The organism is Alteromonas alvinellae (assembly GCF_902705805.1).
Map to the genome: position 1 here is coordinate 48043 of NZ_CACSIH010000258.1, position 23218 is coordinate 71260.

14 protein-coding genes are annotated in these 23218 nt (G+C 44.1%); 12 read left to right on the top strand and 2 right to left on the bottom strand.

Translation table 11 applies throughout. The features are described 5' to 3' along the window. The first annotated feature begins 1 nt into the window (after position 1). A complete protein-coding gene (locus tag ACX5KA_RS20150; RefSeq protein ID WP_039216271.1) occupies positions 2–667 on the top strand; it encodes a response regulator transcription factor in 666 nt (221 codons plus the stop codon). A gap of 119 nt (positions 668–786) precedes the next feature. Beyond that, a complete protein-coding gene (locus ACX5KA_RS20155) occupies positions 787–1677 on the top strand; it encodes an aspartyl protease family protein (RefSeq protein WP_458732056.1) in 891 nt (296 codons plus the stop codon). Here the strand turns inward: ACX5KA_RS20155 and ACX5KA_RS20160 are convergent, their stop codons facing one another. Next, a complete protein-coding gene (locus ACX5KA_RS20160) occupies positions 1678–5118 on the bottom strand; it encodes a PAS domain-containing hybrid sensor histidine kinase/response regulator (RefSeq protein WP_458732057.1) in 3441 nt (1146 codons plus the stop codon). A gap of 401 nt (positions 5119–5519) precedes the next feature. On the opposite strand from ACX5KA_RS20160, the gene grpE reads away from it, so the two are divergent. From grpE to ACX5KA_RS20190, 6 genes are all read left to right on the top strand, one after another. Further along, a complete protein-coding gene (grpE, locus tag ACX5KA_RS20165; protein ID WP_039216268.1) occupies positions 5520–6143 on the top strand; it encodes a nucleotide exchange factor GrpE in 624 nt (207 codons plus the stop codon). Between the two features lie 119 nt (positions 6144–6262). Next, complete coding sequence (gene dnaK / locus ACX5KA_RS20170) at positions 6263–8191, top strand: molecular chaperone DnaK (RefSeq protein WP_039216267.1); 1929 nt, start codon at positions 6263–6265, stop codon at positions 8189–8191. Positions 8192–8391: 200 nt separating this feature from the next. Beyond that, on the top strand, positions 8392–9525 hold the full coding sequence (gene dnaJ / locus ACX5KA_RS20175; RefSeq protein ID WP_458732058.1) for a molecular chaperone DnaJ: 1134 nt from the start codon (positions 8392–8394) through the stop codon (positions 9523–9525). A 451-nt stretch (positions 9526–9976) separates the two neighbouring features. Continuing rightward, complete coding sequence (locus ACX5KA_RS20180) at positions 9977–10459, top strand: c-type cytochrome (RefSeq protein ID WP_039216265.1); 483 nt, start codon at positions 9977–9979, stop codon at positions 10457–10459. Between the two features lie 432 nt (positions 10460–10891). Continuing rightward, positions 10892–13474, top strand: a complete 2583-nt coding sequence (locus ACX5KA_RS20185; protein ID WP_458732059.1) for a GGDEF domain-containing phosphodiesterase — start codon at positions 10892–10894, stop codon at positions 13472–13474. Positions 13475–13673: 199 nt separating this feature from the next. Further along, entirely contained in the window at positions 13674–15578 is a 1905-nt protein-coding gene (locus ACX5KA_RS20190; RefSeq protein ID WP_039216263.1) for a propionyl-CoA synthetase, read from the top strand. 150 nt (positions 15579–15728) lie between these two features. Here the strand turns inward: ACX5KA_RS20190 and ACX5KA_RS20195 are convergent, their stop codons facing one another. Continuing rightward, the gene (locus ACX5KA_RS20195; protein ID WP_458732063.1) at positions 15729–16412 is read right to left on the bottom strand and encodes a cytochrome b/b6 domain-containing protein; all 684 of its coding nucleotides are present in this window, start codon (positions 16410–16412) and stop codon (positions 15729–15731) included. A 404-nt stretch (positions 16413–16816) separates the two neighbouring features. On the opposite strand from ACX5KA_RS20195, the gene dapB reads away from it, so the two are divergent. The 4 genes from dapB (at position 16817) to greA (ending at position 22952) form a co-directional block, all read left to right on the top strand. Continuing rightward, on the top strand, positions 16817–17620 hold the full coding sequence (gene dapB / locus ACX5KA_RS20200; protein ID WP_039216262.1) for a 4-hydroxy-tetrahydrodipicolinate reductase: 804 nt from the start codon (positions 16817–16819) through the stop codon (positions 17618–17620). Between the two features lie 372 nt (positions 17621–17992). After that, entirely contained in the window at positions 17993–19123 is a 1131-nt protein-coding gene (gene carA / locus ACX5KA_RS20205; protein WP_458732060.1) for a glutamine-hydrolyzing carbamoyl-phosphate synthase small subunit, read from the top strand. A gap of 13 nt (positions 19124–19136) precedes the next feature. Then, a complete protein-coding gene (carB, locus tag ACX5KA_RS20210; RefSeq protein ID WP_458732061.1) occupies positions 19137–22358 on the top strand; it encodes a carbamoyl-phosphate synthase large subunit in 3222 nt (1073 codons plus the stop codon). A 117-nt stretch (positions 22359–22475) separates the two neighbouring features. Then, positions 22476–22952, top strand: a complete 477-nt coding sequence (gene greA / locus ACX5KA_RS20215; RefSeq protein ID WP_105932007.1) for a transcription elongation factor GreA — start codon at positions 22476–22478, stop codon at positions 22950–22952. Positions 22953–23218 lie beyond the last annotated feature (266 nt).

Genomic DNA, 23218 nt, shown 5'->3' on the forward strand with positions numbered 1-23218 from the left:
TATGTCTGTGAAAATCTTGATTGCTGACGATCATCCTCTGTTCAGGGCTGCGATGTGCCATGCGTTAGCTAGTGTGGAGCATATCGAACTTGTAGAAACCTCCACGTTCCCCGATACGCTCACTAGTCTTGAAGAAAATGACGACATCGATCTGCTTTTCTTAGATCTTACTATGCCAGGCAATGAAGGGTTAAATGGCCTTGCTGAGGTACATGCGCTCTATCCTGATGTACTTGTTGTTGTTATTACCGCACAAGAAGAGCCTGATGTTATGGCAAAATCGTTTGCGTTAGGCGCAAGCGGTTTTATACCCAAATCAGCGTCAGTCGATTGCATTATTGACGCGGTAAATACGGTGTTAGACGGTGAAACTTGGATCCCAGCTTCAGTTCACAATGCATCAGCTACGATGCCAAATACCACTGCATCGAATGCGAATGGCCACTCTGGCCAAGATGATTTCACAACCCGATTAAAGCAACTTACCCCTCACCAACTTAAAGTGTTGCGAATGGTATCAGACGGCTTGCTTAACAAGCAGATTGCTTACGAACTGGCCATTTCTGAGTCCACCGTTAAACAGCATGTATCTGCAGTATTGAGAAAGCTTGGTGTTATTAACAGAACCAAGGCCGGTATCGCGTTCAAAAATGCAATGCATGTTTAGCGCTCTGATTGTATAAGTATTTATCGAATATTTTGTAGATATAGAAGTCGCAATAGTTATTTGTTAACATCGCGTCGAACATTCAAAAACAAAAATTATATTTAATAAAAAGGACTTTTATGAAGCGTTCTGCATTATTACTATCTTTATTTCTCCCTCTCTTTTGCCGCGCTGCAGCTACTCACTGGACTGACTTTACACTCGACAGAGGCCACGTATTTTTACCTGTAACCATAGAAGGTATAGAGTCTCGCGTTATGCTCGATTCCGGCGCGCAGATAAACAGTATTAATAAAGCGTTCATTGGAAAACATGACCTTGAGTTAGACGGCGGAAGAGCGGTCAAGATTCAGGGGGTATATAAAATTGAGAAGCGAAGCACATTTAATAATGTGAAAGTGAATATATTTGGCTCAGATTTCGAACTCGATAGCTTGGTTGAAGGAAACCTAGGCCATCATTCAAACGGGCTGCTTTTAGGGGCAAGCTTTTTTCAAAACTTCATTGTTCAATTAGACTACCCCAACAAAAAAATGAGACTGATAACTAGAGACAGCGTAAATATGTACGATGTGGCTAATGTTCGCACTGTGGTCCAGCAGGGGAGTGGTATGCCTATTGCGGAAATTGAAATTAACGGTAAAGCACATTGGCTTCTTATTGATACAGGTAATTCGGGATCACTGTTTGTTGACAGAAAAGTAGCGTCTAGAGTTGGTCTATTAGATAAAGTTGAGGCGGCGTCGGAATCTTTCGGAGTAAACGGTTCTGGTATTAATGAGTTTGCAACAGCTGACACTGTAAAATTTGGGCCGTACGAAATCAGTGATGTTAAAGTGAGTTTTCCAAGTGAAGGTCAAAAGACACACATAGAAAGCCAATACAAAGAGTTAGGAAGCAGACTCGGTGGTAAGAAAGTGGTTGGACTCATTGGTTACGACCTGTTAAAAGACTTCGTTGTTACTCTGGAATATAGCACCGCGAAGATGCATATTGGATTGCCAGAGTAGTTATTTTTTAAGGCCTTGTTTCAATAGACGCTTCAGCGCGAGCGGCTTTACAGGTTTCGGTAAGTAAGCCATACCTAGTGAAGCCGCTTCTTCCCTTACTTTATGACTTCGATTAGCTGTTATGAGTAGCGTGAAATGGAACGAAAAGCCGTTTTGAGTAAGTAGGTCTGCGCACTCAATGCCTTTCTCACCTGCATTTAGGTGATAGTCTGCAATCAGTACGTCAAAGTTTTTTCTAGAGGGGAGTGTATCCCGCTGTCCTTTGATCCAGTGGACATCAGCTCCCCAATCTCCTAGCAACGAACGCATTGCTGCTGCGACCTGAGCATCATTTTCTATGAGCAATATAGAGCGGCCAAGTAAAAAAGCTGAAGGCGAATTTACATTCGCTTCAGACTGTTTTGACAGTTGAACAGGTGAGGTATGGGCAATATTTTGGTGATTGTATGGCTTGGATGTATGCGCTAAATCTAGATGAATAGAGAAACAGCTGCCTCTCCCAAGCGTTGATTCCAGTGATATTCGATGACCCAACAAGCGACATATCCGTTCGACTATTGTTAGACCTAAACCGATGCCTTCACTGCTATTTGGGTTATCTAACTGATGGAATTCACCAAAAATGTTTTGTTGCTCATCGGCGGCGATGCCATTACCGGTATCACAGACTAAGATTCTTATCTTCTTAGACTTTTCAATGTTTTCGTTTGAACAAGCTCCTCTTCTTACACCGAGTACTATTTTTCCTGTTGATGTATAGCGAACTGCGTTGGACAGTAAATTTTGTACTACTCTTCTCAGTAAATTTTTGTCGCTATATACAAATAAACTTGAAGGTAAGTAGCTAAGTTTGATGCCTTTTTGCTCAGCAATGATGCTAAATTCTTGAGCCAATGAAGATAAGATTTCATTTAAAGGAAAAACGCTTTGTTGAACTTTTAACACACCAGCGTCTAGCTTGGTCATGTCCAGTAACATTGTAAGTATACTCTGGGCACTATCAAGCGAGTTGACGACTCCCTTAGACAGATCTGCTAATTCACCGCCTTGGGTTTTCTTACTGAGCATCGAGGCAAAAAGCGCCGCCGCATTGAAAGGCTGCATTAAGTCATGGCCGGCAGCTGCGAGAAATTTTGTTTTACTTTCATTTGCCAGCACTGCCTGACGTTTCGCCTCCTCTAACTCTGCAGTGCGCATAGCTACCCGTTCCTCCAACTCCAATTTTGAATTTTCGAGCTGTCGTTGAATCGCTATGTATTCTGTTATGTCACTGTAAGTAGTCACATATCCACCACCAGGCAGCGGAGCGCCATTTAATTCTATTACTTTTCCATTAGTTTGTTTTCTGATGAATTTATGGCGACTACCATCCAACATAAAATTAACGCGTTTATTAATTTCAGTCTGAATAGTGAAAGGTTCTGACTCTATGTTAAAGGAACTAAATAAACCGCGCTTGGCGTTATAGCTGAGTATTTCAGTAATGGGCATGCCCGCTTTAAGAAATCCCTTAGGATAGGCGAAGAGCTCTGTATATCTGTCATTCCAGGCCAGCAACTGTAGTTTTTCATCGAGTACACTTATACCTTGCTCAATGTTTTGCACTGACGATTGAAGTACCTCGTGGTTAAACTGAAATGACTGAGAAGCTTCTTCCACCCAGTCAACCAGTTCTGGGAAGCTATTGCTGCCTGTATCTGCGATGGCACCCAGTAATATACGAGCACTCGGTGCTCCTACTTGTGCGGCAAGCAACTTATTTACCCTGTCGATAAGCGCCTGACTGGCATAACCACTGCTAGCGGCGCGATTGACATCAACTGATAGCTGCTTAACAAGTTGAGAGTGCGTGGCACTTTCGAGTACACGTTCGGTGAGTGCAATTAAGTCCCTTACTTTTACCGGTAAATGAGGTGTGTCGTGATCTGTGGGGAGCGTATTATTTGGTTTAGTGCCACGTCTTGATGTAATCAATGCAACCGTGACGAATGTTAGGCAATTGGCCAATAAGGAAAAGGCAAAGCCCAAACCAAGCGCTTGGTCAGTGGGTGCAGGGTTGAAATAATAACTCGACAGTAAGCTTGGGTAGAGGAGGAATGCTGCCCAACATGTGAACCCTACCAACAAGGCGTAAATAGCTGCAGCTTTGTTGCTTTTCGGCCAGTAAAGACCAAACATGAGTGAAGGCATGCACTGAGCTAACAATGCAATGGCAATAACCCCGCTTTTAACCAAAGGTGCAGCCTGACTGATATTCAAGTGATACCAGAGCGCAATACTCAGTACGACCACAACGGTAATACGACGTATAGACAATATTTTGTTTGGCTGCATTGAACGATTGGGCGAAGTCTTTAGTCGCGCTTTTAGCCAAAGTGGCGTGACAACATTGTTCGAGATCATTATTCCCAGCGCCAAGGTTGCAACAATCACCATGCTGGTGGTTGCAGAAAGACCTCCAATAAAAGCAAATGACGATAGCGCGATATTTTCAGCATATAAAGGTAGGGCAAGCACGTACGCATCTGAGCTCGTATCCACTGGCAGCAGCATTTTTCCTGCTAGTGCAATAGGAATAATAAAAAGGGTCATGCCAAATAAATAGAGGGGAAATAGCCACCTTGCTGTTCTAAGCTCTCCCTCACCGTTCTGCTCAACGAAGTTCATATGAAACTGTCTTGGCAAAACGAACATAGAGCAAACGCCCAAAACAACATGTGATACATAAACCAAGGGGGCGCTATCAGCATAAATTACTTCTCGAGCACTCGCATTTAAAGCGGCGTTAGACACCAAATCCAGCACGCCATCGAACAGATAAAAGCAAACGTAAACACCTACAGCGCACAGGGCAACAAGCTTTATAACCGATTCAAACGCTATAGTAAGTAGCAGACCGGGGTGTTTGTCGGTCAAGTTGAGTGTACGGGTACCGAAGATAATGGCAAATAATGCGAGCAAGATAGCTACGTAGATACTTAACCATGGCGTGCTTGTATGCGCGTCGTCAGTCAACAAATTTATTGATTTCGTAATGGCGTCTAACTGCAGGGCGATGTAGGGCACTACACCGAAAAAACACAGTAAAGTGATAAGTGCAGCAATAAAGTGGGAGTGCTGATACTTAAGTGAGATGAGGTCTGCTAAAGAGCTGATGTTGTGTTGTTGACACAGTCTGCTTATATGAAGCACTACAGGAAACGCAAATGCCATAGTCAGCATAATCCCTAAATAAGTAGGGATAACTGCCCAGCCATATTGTGCTGCTTGAGAGGTAGTACCGAAAAATGCCCAAGATGTACAATGCACCCCCAATCCAAGACTGTACAGTATCGGATGTTGCTGATTGTCATGTAAACGCTTATCGCCCCAAAATGCTAAAGCGAAAAGTGCGAGGAGGTAAAAACCAACAATAATGCCAACCGTCCAAATACTTAGCATAGATATTCCGTGTCGTAGCGCTCGATGAGTTGAAATGGAAATAGTGCGCTTTTCTCTGGAAATTACATTAACATGGTTTTTACACTCGTCACAGGTTCATGGAACAGGGCAGTAAATATTGTAGCTCTCTGGGCTAGTAATAGGTTTAATCGCGGGTTGATATGAACCGCATTTGAGCCGGAGTTAATATACCTAGGTAGAGCTTGGCGTTAGCGAATTACCATGAGTACGTCAGTCTCATTTCCCTTCTTATAAATTTTTTAGCATTACATCCACAAAAATATTGTGGATACCCTTGAACACCTTAAATCAAGCCCCATAACTAAGCGCAACAGACTTATTCCCAATAATTTTATCATTGTTGGGCAATGCCTAATTAAGAAAAACGTTTGGAGGTAGGCATGAGCGATAATCGCGACGTGCAGGCAGAACAAGAAAATACAGTTGATCAAACTGTTCAAAATGCTGAAGAAGCGCAAGTTGAAGCGCAAGAAACAGAAGGCGTAGAGCTTGATGAAAATGCACAACGCATTTATGAGCTAGAAACAGCGCTTTCTGAGGCGCAAGCAACCATCAAAGAACAGCAAGATGGTGTGCTTCGCGCGCGCGCAGATGCTGACAACGCACGTCGTCGTGCTGAAGGTGAAGTAGAAAAGGCGCGTAAATTTGCCCTTGAACGCTTCGCTGGTGAGTTGCTACCGGTTATCGACAACTTAGAACGTGCTATCGAAATGACCGATGCTGACAATGAAGCGGTTAAGCCGCTTTTAGAAGGTGTGGAAATGACCCACAAAACTTTCTTAAGCACTATTGAGAAATTTGGATTAAGCCTTATTGATCCGCAGGGCGAAACCTTCAACCCTGACTTGCATCAGGCAATGTCTATGCAAGAAAGTGCAGACCACGAGCCAAATACGGTGATGGCGGTTATGCAAAAAGGTTATCAAATTAACGGCCGCTTGTTACGCCCAGCCATGGTTATGGTATCGCGTGCGCCAAGTGGTGGTGTGGACACGCAAGCGTAAGTCACGCTTTTTGCGATAAACACACAAAAATGTCAGTTTTTTTACTGACATCTATTGAAAAGATCGGGGAATAACCCCACTAAAAGTACAGAATTAAGAAACTTTTTCGGAGACACGAAATGGGTAGAATCATTGGTATCGACTTAGGTACAACGAATTCATGTGTCGCAGTTCTAGACGGCGACAAACCTCGCGTAATTGAAAACGCGGAAGGCGATCGTACAACACCTTCAATCATCGCTTACACAAACGATGGTGAAACACTTGTAGGTCAATCGGCGAAGCGTCAGGCGGTAACAAACCCTGAAAACACTTTATTCGCAATCAAGCGTCTAATTGGTCGTCGCTTCCAAGATAAAGAAGTACAGCGCGACATCGACATCATGCCTTTCAAAATTGTAGGTGCTGATAACGGTGATGCATGGGTAGAAGCGAAAGGCGAGAAAATGGCGCCACCGCAGATTTCTGCTGAAGTACTTAAGAAAATGAAGAAGACTGCTGAAGACTATCTTGGCGAAGAAGTAACTGGTGCAGTTATTACTGTTCCTGCTTACTTTAACGACTCTCAGCGTCAAGCTACAAAAGATGCGGGTCGTATCGCAGGTCTTGAAGTTAAGCGTATCATCAACGAGCCAACTGCTGCTGCACTTGCTTACGGCATGGACAAAAAGCAAGGCGACAACGTTGTTGCAGTATATGACTTAGGTGGTGGTACGTTCGATATCTCTATCATTGAAATTGATGAAGTAGACGGCGAGCACACGTTTGAAGTACTAGCAACCAACGGTGACACACACCTTGGTGGTGAAGATTTCGATAACCGCGTTATCAACTACCTAGTTGAAGAGTTTAAGAAAGACCAAGGTATCGACCTTCGTAAAGATCCGCTTGCTATGCAGCGTCTTAAAGAAGCCGGTGAAAAAGCGAAGATTGAGCTTTCTTCTTCACAACAGACTGAAGTTAACCTGCCTTACATCACTGCTGATGCAACAGGTCCTAAGCACTTAGCTATTAAACTTACTCGTGCAAAACTTGAGTCTTTGGTTGAAGACCTAGTTAAGAATTCACTTGAGCCGCTTAAGCAGGCACTAGCTGATTCGGATCTTTCTGTAGGCGACATCAACGACATCATCCTAGTTGGTGGTCAAACACGTATGCCGCTAGTACAGAAGTACGTAACTGAGTTCTTTGGCAAAGAGCCACGTAAAGACGTAAACCCTGATGAAGCAGTTGCAGTAGGCGCAGCAATTCAAGGTGGCGTACTTTCTGGTGACGTTAAAGACGTGCTACTTCTAGACGTTACACCTCTGTCTCTAGGTATCGAGACAATGGGTGGCGTAATGACGGTACTTATCGAGAAAAACACGACAATTCCAACCAAGAAGTCGCAAACGTTCTCAACTGCTGAAGACAACCAGTCTGCGGTAACAGTACACGTACTACAGGGTGAGCGTAAGCAATCAAGCGGCAACAAGTCTCTTGGTCAGTTCAACCTAGAAGGTATTCGTCCAGCAGCACGCGGTGTGCCGCAAATCGAAGTAACATTCGACCTTGATGCTGACGGTATCCTACACGTGTCTGCGAAAGACAAAGACACAGGTAAAGAGCAGAAGATCACTATCAAAGCCTCTTCAGGCCTAAGCGATGAAGAAGTAGAAAAAATGGTAGCTGACGCGGAAGCGAATAAAGAAGCTGACAAGAAGTTTGAAGAGCTGATTCAAGCGCGCAACCAAGCTGACGGTATGGTTCACGCCACACGCAAACAGCTTGAAGAAGTTGGCGATGCACTAAGTGCAGAAGACAAAGCGCCGATCGAAGAAGCACTTTCAGCACTTGAAACTGCAGTTAAAGGCGAAGACAAAGCGGACATCGAAGCGAAAACGCAAGAGCTTATTCAAGCATCTAGCAAGCTGATGGAAGCGGCGCAAGCTCAACAAGCAGCAGCTGGTGGCGCAGAAGGTGCAGAGCAGCAAGCGTCTTCTGGTAAAGCAGACGATGACGTTGTTGACGCTGAATTCGAAGAAGTGAAAGACGACGATAAGAAGTAAACTGTTGTGTCAGGCCCGTTACCTAGCATGATAGCGGGCCGTATAAGCAGTTCAGGCGCATCAGGAATTTCTTGTTGCGCCTTTGTTGTGTAAATGACTTGGCTTTATTGAATGTGTGTTCAGGTTATTTTCACAACAGTCAGATGTAGATTCGATGAGCATAAAATGCTTGTCGACAAAAAGTAGGATATGTAAACGATATGTCGAAACAAGACTACTACGAAGTACTCGGGGTAGATAAAAGCGCAGGCGAACGCGAAATTAAAAAGGCGTACAAAAAGCTTGCGATGAAGTATCACCCTGACCGTACGCAAGGCGATAAAGCCCTGGAAGACAAGTTTAAAGAAATCCAGGAAGCCTACGAAATTCTGTCAGATTCGCAGAAACGTGCAGCATACGACCAATATGGCCATGCGGGTGTTGATCCAAACCGTGGCGGCGGTGGCTTCGGTGGTGGTGCCGATTTCGGTGATATCTTTGGCGATGTATTTGGTGATATCTTTGGCGGTGGTGGTCGCGGTGGACGTCAGTCGCGTGCTCGTCAAGGTTCAGACCTTCGCTACAACTTAGAGCTTACCCTCGAAGAAGCGGTTCGTGGCAAGAGTGTAGATATTCGCGTACCAACCTTGGTTGAATGTGATGTGTGTGATGGTTCTGGTGCGAAGAAAGGCTCTTCACCTAAAACCTGTCCAACCTGTCACGGTAATGGCCAAGTTCAAATGCGCCAGGGCTTCTTCGCTGTTCAGCAAACCTGCCCAACGTGTTCAGGTAAAGGCAAGATCATTGAGGACCCGTGTAACAGCTGTCATGGCCACGGTCGTAAAGAAAAGACCAAGACCCTTAACGTTAAAATACCAGCAGGTGTCGACACCGGTGATCGTATTCGTTTATCAGGCGAAGGTGAAGCCGGGGAGAACGGTGCACCTCCAGGTGATTTATACGTTCAGGTTCATGTTCGTGAGCATGACATCTTCAAGCGCGATGGCAATAACCTGTATTGTGAAGTGCCGCTAAGCTTCACCACGGCGGCCCTTGGTGGCGAGCTAGAAGTACCAACTCTTGATGGCAAAGTAAAACTGAAAATCAGCCCTGAAACGCAGACTGGCCGAATGTTTCGTTTACGCGGCAAAGGCGTTAAATCAGTGCGCAGTGGTGCCATGGGCGACTTAATGTGTAAGGTTGTGGTTGAAACACCAGTAAACTTATCATCTCGCCAAAAAGAGCTACTGCAGGAACTTGAAGAGTCTATGGGCAAAGCGTCAAGCAAGCACAGTCCAAAAGCACAAGGTTTCTTCGATGGTGTGAAGAAATTCTTTGACGACTTAACTAACTAGTTTCTTGTATTTATTAAGTTTCAAAAGCCCTCGTCTAGAGGGCTTTTTTGTATCTTAGTACCTCTTTTTCTGCACCCGCAATTTGTTAGTACGGTTTGCTTTGTAAATGAGAAAATATTGAGTGACTGTCCGAATCTGTACTTTTGAAAATATGTAATGGAGTTACACGCTGGTCGTGGAGAAATTGACTCTCTGAAAGTACACTTTTTTAAAGCAGAGTAAGTGACTGTCCAAACCTGTACTTTGTAAAGGTGAAGTAAGTGGGTGTCCCTTTTCCATTCGAATATATGTTGAAGATAGGATTACGCGCGGATAATCCCTTGAAAGCGTTTATTCACCGTTATATTTCTTGCGCTAAAACGAACTATTCGTCACGATAGGCTATAAGTAAAAGGTAAAATATCTGCAAGTGTAAAAGTAGATAACCAGTAATTAAAAAAAGGGAACAGGCATGAAACTATTCAATAAAGCGATAATCGCAGTAGCAACCGTTGGTGCAGTGATTTCAGGTTCGGCGTTAGCTGAAGTAACGGAAGCTTCTTCTGAAAAGCACGCTAAAGCAGCAACGCAATATCGCCAAGCAGTTTTTCAATTGGTGCGCAGTAATATGGGGCCATTAGGTGGTATGGCGAAAGGTGCGCTACCTTTTGACGAAAGCGTAATGCAGACTAACGCTGTGCGCCTTGAGCAACTTGCCGATATGATGGGGGACTATCTCGCTGTCGACACGCGTAAGTTCGATGTAGAAACTGGCGCAAAAGACGTAATTTGGGATAATTTCTCAGATGTCGAAAAGAAAGTAATGGCGCTTAAAACTGCTGCGCAAGGTCTACAAGCGGCTGTTAAAACTGGTGATGAAAGTGCCTATCGCGGTGCTATCGGTAAAATCGGTGCAAGCTGTAAGTCTTGCCACGACGATTATAAAAAAGATTAACCTGTAGGTGCTGTTGAGCCTAAACCCATAGCGAGCCTCAACAGCACAAACCCTTCAAAAAGTACTTGGTGGTTTGCTAACTACCGAACGAGTTTACGTCAGTGCCATTCAATACAACCAACTTCTACTCTACTTCATTTCAATCTCTTTCTTTCAAAGAGTAAGACAGACATCGGCATAAATAAACTGCTGGAAATTTGTACTGCATTTGTCTATTTTTAAATACGAACAACGGACGTATAAATAGAACATAATCAACATAAATTTTTACCTACTATCGTTGTTAAACGATATTTCTTACCGTAGGTAATTCGTAACCGTTGAAAAATAACGAGGCGTTAAAGTGCCAATACTCATCAACAGCTTGGCTTTGAGCATGGTGTGAGCCCCTTCATTTACGCTGAAATTGACTTATTTCGAAGGATTGAATTGATGGATCTACGCAGTGAGCGCATGTTATCAACAATGCGCACAACGCAGTACAGCATTTCTGCGCTATTGACTGAAAGCAGGAATAATACAGAGTCATTGTGTATATTACTGGCTTCAGTAAACCCAAGCAGTGGTCGAGCAACAGTTATTGTAAGCGACAACAAACATTTGGCCATTGAGTCAACTCATATCGTTGTCCCATCGCACGCATTACTCATGCTACCCCTTACACCACTAAGTGCGCCTCTACCAGCTAGAGATTTCACATTACCTCAACCACTTGAGCGTTTTCGCGAACATTATGTTGTTCTAGCTACGATTAAAAATATGCAAAATGAAGTGATGGGCGTTATTTTCACGTTTGTTCTGCATAGTAACCTCACTGCACAGCAACATGCTTACGTTGATATTCTGCGTCAAAGAGTGGAAATAAACTATCTTTACGTACTAGCTAGACATCCATATTCAGATAAGCTGTCAGAGCAGCTATCGTTATTAGAAGAAGTCAGTGCTATTTCGAAAGTTGGGGCGTGGCAAATAGATAGATTTTCAGGCGCTTTTTCCTCGACGGAAATCATAAAAAGCTTATTGGGACTGGTGTACTCGAAAAGCATTAACTTACAAGATGTCCTTGATGTGATTTCTAATCACGATTTAGATGACCTAAAGCTGAAAGTGCTCAGAGCAATAAGGGGAAAGAGGCAATTTGAAAAATATTTCGATATTACTGATAAACAAGGGCGAAGAAAAAATATTAAGTTAATTGTATTTTTACAGGTTGAACGTCAAGTAAACTCAGCGCTAAAACTTACCCGTCTCTACGGTGTAGTTCAGGATGAAACCGAAACTCAACGGCTTTCTGATTCTCAACATAGCTACACTGACTATCTCACTAACTTATTAAATAGTATTGATAGTGCCGTACTTAGCGTCGACAAAAATGGCACTATTTTAACTGCTAATGAAAATGTAACTTCTCTTCTAGGCTTTGAGCCAGAAGAATTAATTGGTCAAGACATTAAACTCATTGCGACAAAAATTCAAAATGTCGGCGCGACTTCATATCTATTTAATTTAGATTCTGGGGTAAAACAATGTATTAAAGTTGGAATGATTAGCGAATGTTTGCGTCACAAAAACGGCAAACGAATAGCATGTGATGTGAATTTGAAGTCATGCTCAGTAGGCCCACAAGATTTGGTGGTAGTAAGCATTCGTAAAGTTTCGCACCTACTTACTGAAGTCGAACGCTTTAAGCAATTAGCGTTTTTTGAACCGTTAACAGGGTTGCCTAATTTGCATTACCTCGAGCGTTATCTTAGTGAAAGCAGTGCTAATTATTCCGCCGAAAAAGCCCTCTCTGTTTTCATCAAGGTCAGTATTGTTAACATTAAAGAATATGAAGATGCGTTTGGAGAGCCAACTGTCGATTACATCCTACGTATTATGGCTAGTCGGTTTGTGCGTGCCTTTGATGTAACAAAGCAATCAAATGTCAGTGTATTTAAATATGATCGCAAAGACTTTGTTCTTCACCTTGGTACTTGTTTAAAAGATGACAATGACGCAAAAAGTGCAGCTGAGAACTGTGTTAACTTTCTCCGTGAAAATGTTTTAGTTCCCATTACTCTACATAACAGTGCATTGGCAATAGAAACACAAACAGTTAGCTGCGCTATACCTTCTAAGTATTTTTCATTGAAAAAAGTAAAAGAATTTTTATCGAGAAAGCCTGATAAAAAACGCAGTACTTATTTAGATGAAGAGAAAGAACACCTTTATTCGCATTTCAGTGCAAGCGACATAGACCGATATAACTATATACAGCAATCCCTAGGCAGAGCGACCGCTAATAATGAATTATTTATAGAGCTTCAGCCTCAATATAACGGCGCAGGAAGCCTTGTAAGCTCAGAAGTATTGCTAAGATGGAATCACCCACATCTTGGTATTGTCACGCCTTTAGAATTTATTCCCATTGCTGAACAAAATGAATCTATCGCCGACATCGGGCTATGGGTGTGTAATGAAGCCTGTAAATTGTTAAGCGAATGTCAGACTAAAAATATTAACACCAAACTATCGATAAATATAAGTGCGAAGCATTTGGCACGGGCTGACTTTGTCAGCAAGTTTGTAGCAATAGTTAATAGGTGGAGAGTGGAACACAAGTGTTTAACGTTAGAGTTGACTGAAGCGGCCTTGATTAAAGGCGTCAGCATAATACAGCGCCGAGTTCGAGATTTAGCACAGCAAGGCTTCTGTTTGTCTATCGACGATTTTGGTATTGGTGACTCAAACCTGAATTATTTACAAGACCTTCCCATAAACGAACTCAAGGTTGATAAAGTTTTTATCGAAGCTATAGAAGGGTGTAAAGAAAAAAACGTAATGGTGACTAATATTTGCAACATGGCAAAGGCTTTAGAACTCGATACTGTAGCAGAAGGAGTTGAAACTACGGGGCAGTTAAACGAGGCTAAAGCTTGTGGATGTAGCGCGTTTCAGGGGTATTACCTTGATAAACCAATGAGTGTAGATGAGTGGCGAGGTAAAATTTGTGAATTACAACACCCGTTGTAAGGGAAAAGCTAATTATATGAGAGCAAGGCTCACCAAGGTTCAGGGCTGTTCTTTTGAAGATAGAGCGTTAGGTCGTTGTTGTTTTAAAATGTTTAACTATATGTAAATCAAATTGTTACGCAGTATGCGCCATAAGTCTTATAAGCAGGCCTGATTAAACTGAAGTAGGGTATTTATAAACCCTACTCAGGACATGGTTATGACTTATAAAAAAGAATATATTGCTTCTACTCACCACCCCGACGAGTTTTGGTTAAAGCAAGCACGCAAGATAGCGTGGTTCACGCCTCCTCTAAAGGGATGTCAGAAAACGGATAATGGTTACTTTGAATGGTTTAAAGGTGGACAGCTCAATACCAGTTATTTGGCACTAGATCACCACGTCAACAATGGCCGTGGTGATAAAACCGCACTTATTTACGACTCACCTGTTACGCAAACTACCCAGCATTTTACTTACAACGAACTACTTACCGATGTTGCACAGTTTGCCGGAGGTTTGTCTCGCCTAGGTGTTAAAAAAGGTGATCGCGTAATTATTTATATGCCAATGATCCCTCAAGCTGCGATAGCAATGCTAGCTTGTGCTCGTCTAGGTGCAGTGCATTCTGTTGTCTTTGGCGGCTTTGCTGCAAATGAACTCGCTGTACGAATAGACGACGCGAAGCCAGTTGCTATCGTTACTGCATCATGCGGTATTGAGGGTAGTAAAGTACTACCTTATAAGCCACTTGTTGAAGAAGCGATTGAATTAGCTGAACACAAACCGCAGGCGTGCGTGTTGTTTCAAAGGGAACAACTCACCGCTGAATTAAATGAAAATATGGATTACGATTGGAACGCCCTAGTTAATGCAAGCGAGCCAGCTCCTCCTGTTAGTGTTGACGCTACAGACCCTTTATATGTTCTTTATACATCGGGCACCACAGGTAAGCCCAAAGGTGTGGTTCGAGATAACGGAGGCCATGCCGTTGCGCTGCACTACTCAATGGGTGCCGTTTACGGGATAGACGAGGACGATGTCTTTTGGGCGGCCTCCGATGTGGGTTGGGTAGTGGGTCATTCATATATTGTCTACGCGCCCCTTATCAAAGGCGCTACAACCGTACTGTACGAAGGTAAACCGATTGGCACCCCTGATGCGGGCGCATTTTGGAGGATGATAGAATCGCACAAGATAAATGTACTTTTCGCCGCACCTACAGCGTTCCGGGCAATTCGAAAAGCGGATCCGGACGCAGCGTTTCTATCCAAATATGACACGTCGAGTTTGCGCACTTTATTTATGGCAGGTGAGCGACTTGACCCTCCAACTTATTACTGGGCTAGCGAGAAAGTAGGTGTGCCCGTTATCGATCACTGGTGGCAAACCGAAACTGGCTGGCCTATTTGTTCAAACCCTATGGGGCTTGAACCGATGGAGACAAAGCCGGGTTCATCAAGTGTTCCGACGCCCGGATTTAACGTTAAGGTGCTGAATAGTGCCAATACACAACAAGCAATAGGTGAAAAAGGCGCTATTGCTATCAAATTACCACTCCCCCCGGGTTGCTTAACTACGATTTGGCAAGATCATCAGCGGTTTGTCGATGGCTACCTGCGAGAGTTCGACGGGTACTACAGCACGGGAGATAACGGATACGTAGATGAAGCGGGTTATGTATATATTATGGGCCGTACCGACGATGTCATAAATGTCGCAGGCCATCGTTTGTCTACTGGTGAAATGGAAGAAGTGCTTGCAGCGCACCCGGCCATTGCAGAATGCAGTGTTATAGGCGTTAACGATGCACTGAAAGGGCAATTACCCGTTGGTCTTGTGCTACTCAAAGATGGCGTTAATATTGATGAAAAAGCGCTTGAACAAGATCTCGTTCAGCGCGTTCGCGACAAAATTGGGCCAGTAGCCTGTTTTAAACGAGCGATCGTGGTTAACCGTTTGCCTAAAACCCGTTCAGGGAAAATACTTCGAAAACTACTGCGTCAAATTGCAGCCAATGAGTCTGTTGCTGTTCCTTCGACGATTGACGACCCATCAAGCGTAAAAGAAATAGAGTCGATAATGCGGGAAAAAGGCTTAGTCAATGAGACAAGTACAGTTTGATGTAAAAGTCTAACGTCAATAATAAAGGGGACTGACACTTTCCTTAACAAGACTAGGGGCGTTTGGCCCCTAGTCTTGTTAAGAGATAAGCGTCAAACTACACCTCTAATTGAGCTGTGTTGAGCGAATTGGGAATAAAGTACTTTTTACTTAATAGTAATATTCATCCACCTGTGGAGTTGGCGGGTATACTTCAATTGCTACATAAACGACAGCTGCACAGATAAGCGCAACAATTAGTGCGCGCAACAGCCGAGAGTCAGCGATGCCAGCAGTTTTTGACATTTTTTTGCCGTGCACCATGGCGGGAACCAATTTTTGCTTTTTATATACGCTGTAAAAAACAACTGCGCCTATGTGCAATGCGATAACATAAAGAAGCACGTCAAAAGCGAAATGATGAAGGCTGTTCATTAGTGCTAATGTATCTTCATTGGCTAACTGGCGATAGGGCCCGTCTAAGAAAATATCGTCAGTCATAAACAACCCTGATATGGCTTGTATGGCCACGAGTACAAGCATAACAATGACAAACCAGCCACCTAATGGATTGTGCCCCACAGCAGGCTCAGAATGTCTGCTAAATAGTGTTTTCACATAGTTCAAAACGGCTTTAGGGCCGGTTATAAAGCTACTGAATTTTGCGTGTTGTGTGCCAACTATTCCCCACAGAAGACGGAAAACAACGAGAAACAAGGTGAAATACCCTATATAGAAGTGCCACTGGACCTTGTTTTCAAGCCATTCAACCGTGGCGTATTGCGCTAAAAGGCTCGCTACAATAAGCCAGTGAAAAAGCCGGGTGGGAATATCCCATATAAGAGTTTTTTGCATAGTAAATTTAGTTGGGTTGTATTCTGACTTATCCACACTTGCCGTTCAGCGGTGACGAATAAGTACTCGGTCATCTGTTAATTGCCATAGCGTCGCTTAACTTACTCTATAAAACAAGTAGGCCCAACGGCAGAAAACCTCTGTTTGTCTTAGTGTTGCAATTAGGACATGTTGATCTCTGCATCAAAAATGCGCAGTAAAGCTCAACATGTCCTAAGCATCGTGTACTGAATTTTTTTTTACATCCGAGGCTGAAGTTTTGGCAAAGAACTATGCAGATTGGTAGTAGTTAAATCTTACCGATTCCTTGTTATGCCTATTTAATATGAATCTCACATTGCAATAGTGACGGCATTTGGCAAAATGCCCGATAGTTGAAGGTTAATAAAAGTGTAAAGCTTAAAATGAAAGTAGGATTATTTGGCGCCAATGGGCGTATGGGACGCGTGCTGGTCGAAGCATTGGATTTAAGTGAAGATGCAGAACTGAGCGTAGCGACGGTACGTGATGACTCACCTTGGGTTGGGCTCAATGTAGGAGAGCTTGCCGGGATTGGTAAAAAAGACGTTGATTGTACCGCGCTATCCGATTTAAGCGGTAACGACGCAGATGTAATGATTGACTTTACTTTGCCTTCGGTAATTGAAAGCAACCTTGCATGGTGCGTTAAAAACAACATGCCTGTTGTAATCGGTACTACCGGTTTGAACGATGCACAGTTAGCGGCACTCAACGAAGCGGCAAAGCACATTCCTATTGTATTCGCGGCTAATTATAGTGTGGGCGTGAATTTAATGCTTTCGCTAGTTCGACAAGCCGCCAGTGTATTAGGTGAAACGGCTGACATAGAAATTACCGAAGCGCATCACAGGTTTAAACAAGATGCGCCTTCAGGCACCGCTATGGCTATTGGTGAAGCCATTGCCGATGAGTTGGGTCGCGACTTAAAAACCTGTGCTGTTTACGGCAGAGAAGGAAAAGAGCCTGAGCGCGATCAAGGTACTATTGGCTTCGCCACAGTTCGCGCCGGAGACATCGTTGGCGAGCATACCGCATTATTTGCGGATATTGGCGAACGCTTAGAGATTACGCACAAGGCATCAAGCCGTCTAACTTTCGCAAAAGGTGCTGTTCATGCAGCAAAGTGGTTGTATGGAAAACAACCTGGTCTATACTCCATGGTTGATGTTCTGGATTTAAAGCTATAAGCGTTTATTAATGTTGGTGTGAAACCGTTTGGGTTTACGCAAACTTTAAGACGTGATTAAAGTGTTAAACTAAAGTTGCACTTTAAATGAGCAATAAGCCGCACTTTCGGTGGTTCTGCGCAAAAAAGGTGGTAAAAGCGTTATTTTAGTAAATTATTACAAATAAATTTGCCATTTTCGGTCAGTGATGTATACTCGCCGGAATTTGCCAGAATTTCGTATTCTGAGGCCGCTAAAACGGCTGAAGAGTGCGGTTTTATTAGCTGCAAAGATCGTAAAGCGGGATGTATTGTTATCAATAACTCCCGTTTTTTGTGGGGTTTGTGCAGAAAACTGCACAAACACATAGTTATCCTTAATCTGGAGGTTGACTTGGCTAATTCTGCCCTTTTGGTGTTAGAGGATGGTTCTGTTTTTAAAGGTACGGCGATAGGCGCTATAGGCTCCGCCGTTGGGGAAGTTGTTTTTAATACTTCCATGACCGGCTATCAAGAAATTCTCACCGACCCATCCTACGCTGAACAACTCATCACCCTTACTTATCCACACATTGGCAACACCGGCACTAATGAAGAAGACGTCGAAGCAGATAAAATCTGGTCGAAAGGTCTAATCATCCGTGACCTACCTCTTGTTGCTAGTAACTTTCGTCAACAGCAAACTTTGTCTGAATACCTTAAAGCGAAAGGCGTTGTGGGTATTGCTGATATTGATACACGTCGCTTAACGCGTATCTTGCGAGACAAAGGTGCACAAAACGGCTGCATTATTTGCTCAGATGAATTAGACGAGTCTAGCGCACTGGCGCAAGCAAAAGCTTTTCCTGGCCTAAAAGGCATGGATTTGGCAAAAGTAGTAAGCATTACTGAGCCTAAAACATGGACTGAAGGCAGTTGGGAACTAGGCAAAGGCTACGTAACACCAAGTGAGTTCAAATATCACGTTGTTGCTTACGATTACGGTGTTAAAAACAATATTCTTCGCATGCTAGCTGACCGCGGCTGTAAAGTTACGTTAGTACCAGCGCAAACGCCTGCTGAGGACGTGCTTGCCATGAATCCAGACGGTGTCTTTTTGTCAAATGGCCCGGGCGACCCAGAGCCATGTGACTACGCAGTAACCGCCATTAAAACTATCGTCGAAACGGGCACGCCAGTATTTGGCATTTGTCTTGGTCACCAGCTACTTGCAATTGCAAGTGGTGCGAAGACAGTGAAGATGAAGTTTGGTCACCATGGTGCAAACCACCCGGTGAAAGACCTTAAGCGCAATGTAGTTATGATTACCAGCCAAAACCACGGTTTTGCGGTTGATGAGTCTAGCTTGCCAGATAACCTAGAAGTAACTCACATTTCGTTGTTCGACAAGTCGCTGCAGGGTATTCACCGCACCGACAAGCCTGCATTCAGCTTCCAGGGTCACCCTGAAGCCAGCCCAGGTCCTCATGAAGCGGCACCGTTATTCGACCACTTCATCGAACTTATTGAACAACACAAGCAGTAGGAATTAGCCCGCTATGCCAAAACGTACCGACATACAAAGTATTCTTATCATTGGTGCTGGCCCTATTGTTATCGGCCAGGCTTGTGAATTCGACTATTCAGGCGCGCAAGCGTGTAAAGCCCTTCGAGAAGAAGGCTACCGTGTTATTTTGGTTAACTCTAACCCAGCAACCATTATGACCGACCCAGAAATGGCAGATGCGACTTATATCGAGCCTATTCACTGGGAAGTAGTTCGCAAGATCATTGAAAAAGAACGTCCAGATGCCATCTTGCCTACAATGGGTGGACAAACCGCGCTTAACTGTGCGCTAGAGCTAGATAAGCATGGCGTACTAGAAGAATTCGGCTGTGAGCTTATCGGTGCTACGGCAGATGCTATCGACAAAGCAGAAAACCGCGAGCGCTTTGATAAAGCGATGAAAAACATCGGTCTTGAGTGCCCACGTGCGGAAATCGCGCACAGCATGGATGAAGCGCACGATGTACTAAGCCGCATCGGCTTCCCTTGTATCATTCGTCCGTCTTTCACCATGGGTGGAACCGGCGGCGGTATCGCGTACAACATTGATGAATTTAATGAAATCTGTCACCGTGGCTTAGACCTTTCTCCTACCAACGAGCTTCTTATCGATGAATCCTTGCTAGGTTGGAAAGAGTACGAAATGGAAGTAGTACGCGATAAAGCAGATAACTGCATTATTGTATGTACTATCGAAAACTTCGACCCTATGGGCGTGCATACCGGTGACTCAATCACAGTTGCTCCAGCACAAACCCTGACTGACAAAGAATTCCAGCTAATGCGTAATGCGGCGATGGCTGTACTGCGCGAGATTGGTGTTGAAACCGGTGGTTCAAACGTACAGTTCGGTGTAGACCCGAAAACTGGCCGTATGGTTATCATCGAAATGAACCCGCGTGTATCGCGTTCATCAGCACTTGCCTCGAAAGCAACAGGTTTCCCAATTGCGAAAGTAGCAGCGAAACTTGCGGTAGGTTACACGCTAGATGAATTAGCAAATGACATTACAGGTGGCCTAACGCCAGCGTCTTTCGAGCCGTCTATCGACTACGTAGTGACTAAGATCCCACGCTTTAACTTTGAGAAGTTTGCCGGTGCTAACGACCGACTGACTACCCAAATGAAGTCGGTAGGTGAAGTGATGGCCATTGGCCGTAACCAGCAAGAATCACTGCAAAAAGCCCTTCGCGGTCTTGAAGTAGGTGCGACAGGTCTTAACCCAATGGTTGACCTTGAAGACCCTGAATCACGCAATAAAGTGGTTTATGAACTTCGTCAACCGGGTGCAGAGCGTATTTGGTACATTGGTGATGCATTCCGTATGGGCATGACGGTTGAAGAGGTATTTAACCTTACTAATATCGACCGCTGGTACCTTGTACAGCTTGAGGACCTTATACTTCTTGAAGCAAAAGTAGCTGAGCTTGGTTTACCAGGTATCGATGCTGACTTTATGCGTGCTCTTAAGCGTAAAGGCTTCTCTGATGCGCGTCTTGCTGAGCTAACCAAAGTGGCAGAAAGCGATATTCGTGAGACCCGTCGCGGCTTTGGTATTTCTCCTGTCTACAAACGTGTAGATACCTGTGCAGCAGAATTCTCTACTAGCACAGCTTACATGTACTCAACGTATGACGAAGAGTGTGAAGCAGCGCCGACTGACAAAGACAAGATTATGGTATTGGGCGGCGGCCCGAACCGAATTGGTCAAGGTATTGAGTTCGACTACTGCTGTGTTCACGCGGCGCTTTCAATGCGTGAAGACGGTTACGAGACCATTATGGTTAACTGTAACCCTGAGACAGTTTCTACCGATTACGACACATCTGATCGTCTTTACTTCGAGCCAGTAACGCTGGAAGATGTGCTTGAAATCGTTGCTAAAGAGCAGCCAAAAGGCGTTATCGTGCAGTATGGTGGTCAAACGCCACTTAAACTTGCTCGCGCCCTAGAAGCAGCCGGTGTACCGGTTATAGGTACGTCGCCAGAAGCAATTGACCGAGCTGAAGACCGTGAGCGCTTCCAGCAAATGGTGAACAAGCTTAATCTTAAGCAGCCTGCAAATGCCACGGTAACAAACGTTGAGCAAGCGCTAACTATGGCTGAAGAGATTGGCTTCCCGCTGGTTGTTCGCCCAAGCTACGTGCTAGGTGGTCGTGCGATGGAAATCGTTTATGACATCAAAGACCTTAAGCGCTACCTAAATGAAGCGGTTAAAGTGTCTAACGACGCGCCAGTATTGCTAGACAGGTTCCTAGACGATGCTATCGAAGTTGATATCGATGCTATCTGCGACGGGAAAGACGTAGTGATTGGCGGCATTATGGAACACATTGAACAAGCGGGTGTTCACTCGGGCGACTCTGCGTGTTCATTGCCACCACACTCGCTTTCAAAAGAGATTCAAGATGTTATGCGTGAACAAGTTAAAGCCATGGCGCTTGAACTTGGCGTAGTCGGCTTGATGAATACACAGTTTGCGATTAAAGATGGTGAAGTATACCTAATCGAGGTTAACCCTCGTGCAGCACGTACCGTTCCATTCGTGTCTAAAGCAACAGGTGTGCCTCTTGCAAAAGTTGCAGCGCGTGCCATGGCTGGTGTGAGCTTGGCCGAGCAGGGCGTAACAGAAGAAGTTATTCCTCCGTTCTACTCTGTGAAAGAAGTGGTGCTTCCTTTTGCTAAGTTCCAAGGTGTTGACCCACTGCTAGGCCCAGAAATGCGCTCTACGGGTGAAGTAATGGGCGTTGGTGATACCTTTGAAGAGGCGTATGCGAAGGCTAACCTAGGTGCGGGTGCGCCACTACCTAAGCAAGGTAAAGCGCTTATTTCAGTACGTGATACCGACAAGCCTCGTATGATTGCTTTAGCTAAAGCGTTGGTTGAAGCGGGCTTCAGCATTGAGGCTACCCGTGGTACGGCTACCGAGCTTTACGATGCTGGCATTATGAGCACAGTGGTGAACAAGATGTCTGAGGGCCGCCCTAATATTGTTGATGCAATCAAAAACGGCGAATACGCGTATTTGATTAATACAACGGAAGGTCGTCAAGCTATCACCGACTCAGTTTACATTCGTCGTGAAGCCTTGTTGAATAAGGTAACTTACACCACCACGATGAATGCAGCATTCGCGACTATTCGAGCTAAGTCTGCCGATGATCGTAATAAAGTAGCTTCAGTTCAAGAACTGCACGCTAGACTTAAACACTAATGACATAAGCTAGGATACGAGGTATCCTAGCAATATTACATTTGTGTGAACGAATAAAAAGTGCGCCTTCGCGGCGCACTTTTCTGTTTAAATTACTAGCTAAGTGAGACAGTATTCATGAGTCAGTATCCAATGACAGCGCGCGGCGCTCAAATGCTGCGTGACGAATTAAATGAGCTAAAAACTAAAACACGCCCACGTATTATCGAGTCTATCGCCGAAGCGCGTGAGCATGGTGATTTGAAGGAAAATGCGGAATATCACGCGGCCCGTGAACAGCAAAGCTTCTGTGAAGGCCGTATCCAAGATATTGAAGGCAAACTTTCAAATGCACAAATCATCGACGTCACTAAAATGGAAAACACCGGAAAAGTTATTTTCGGTACTACGGTTACAATTCTTAATGTTGCTAATGATGAAGAAACGACCTATCGCATTGTGGGTGACGACGAAGCTGATATTAAGAATAACCTGATTTCAGTGAACTCACCTATTGCACGAGGGCTAATAGGTAAAGAGCTTGATGATACCGTGACTATTCAAACGCCAGCTGGCGCAGTTGAAGTGGAAATCATAGAAGTCGAGTACATTTAGTTTATTTTTTAATTTAAGTGAAAAATTAAAAAAACAGCAATTCGAAATACCCCCACATAATTGGATATTCCAATAACTGGGGGTTTTTCATACTTAGAATTCACAAAGTCTCTTAATCACTTTCCCACATCATTTCTCGAATGGTTTTTAGGCCTTAGTTTTTCAAAGGCGCGAGCTCCACGTTAAATTTACAAAAATAATGACAATCCCTCGAAGTTTCTGCTTCGACCTACTATATCCGTCATTCCGCACCTAATTAACTGATT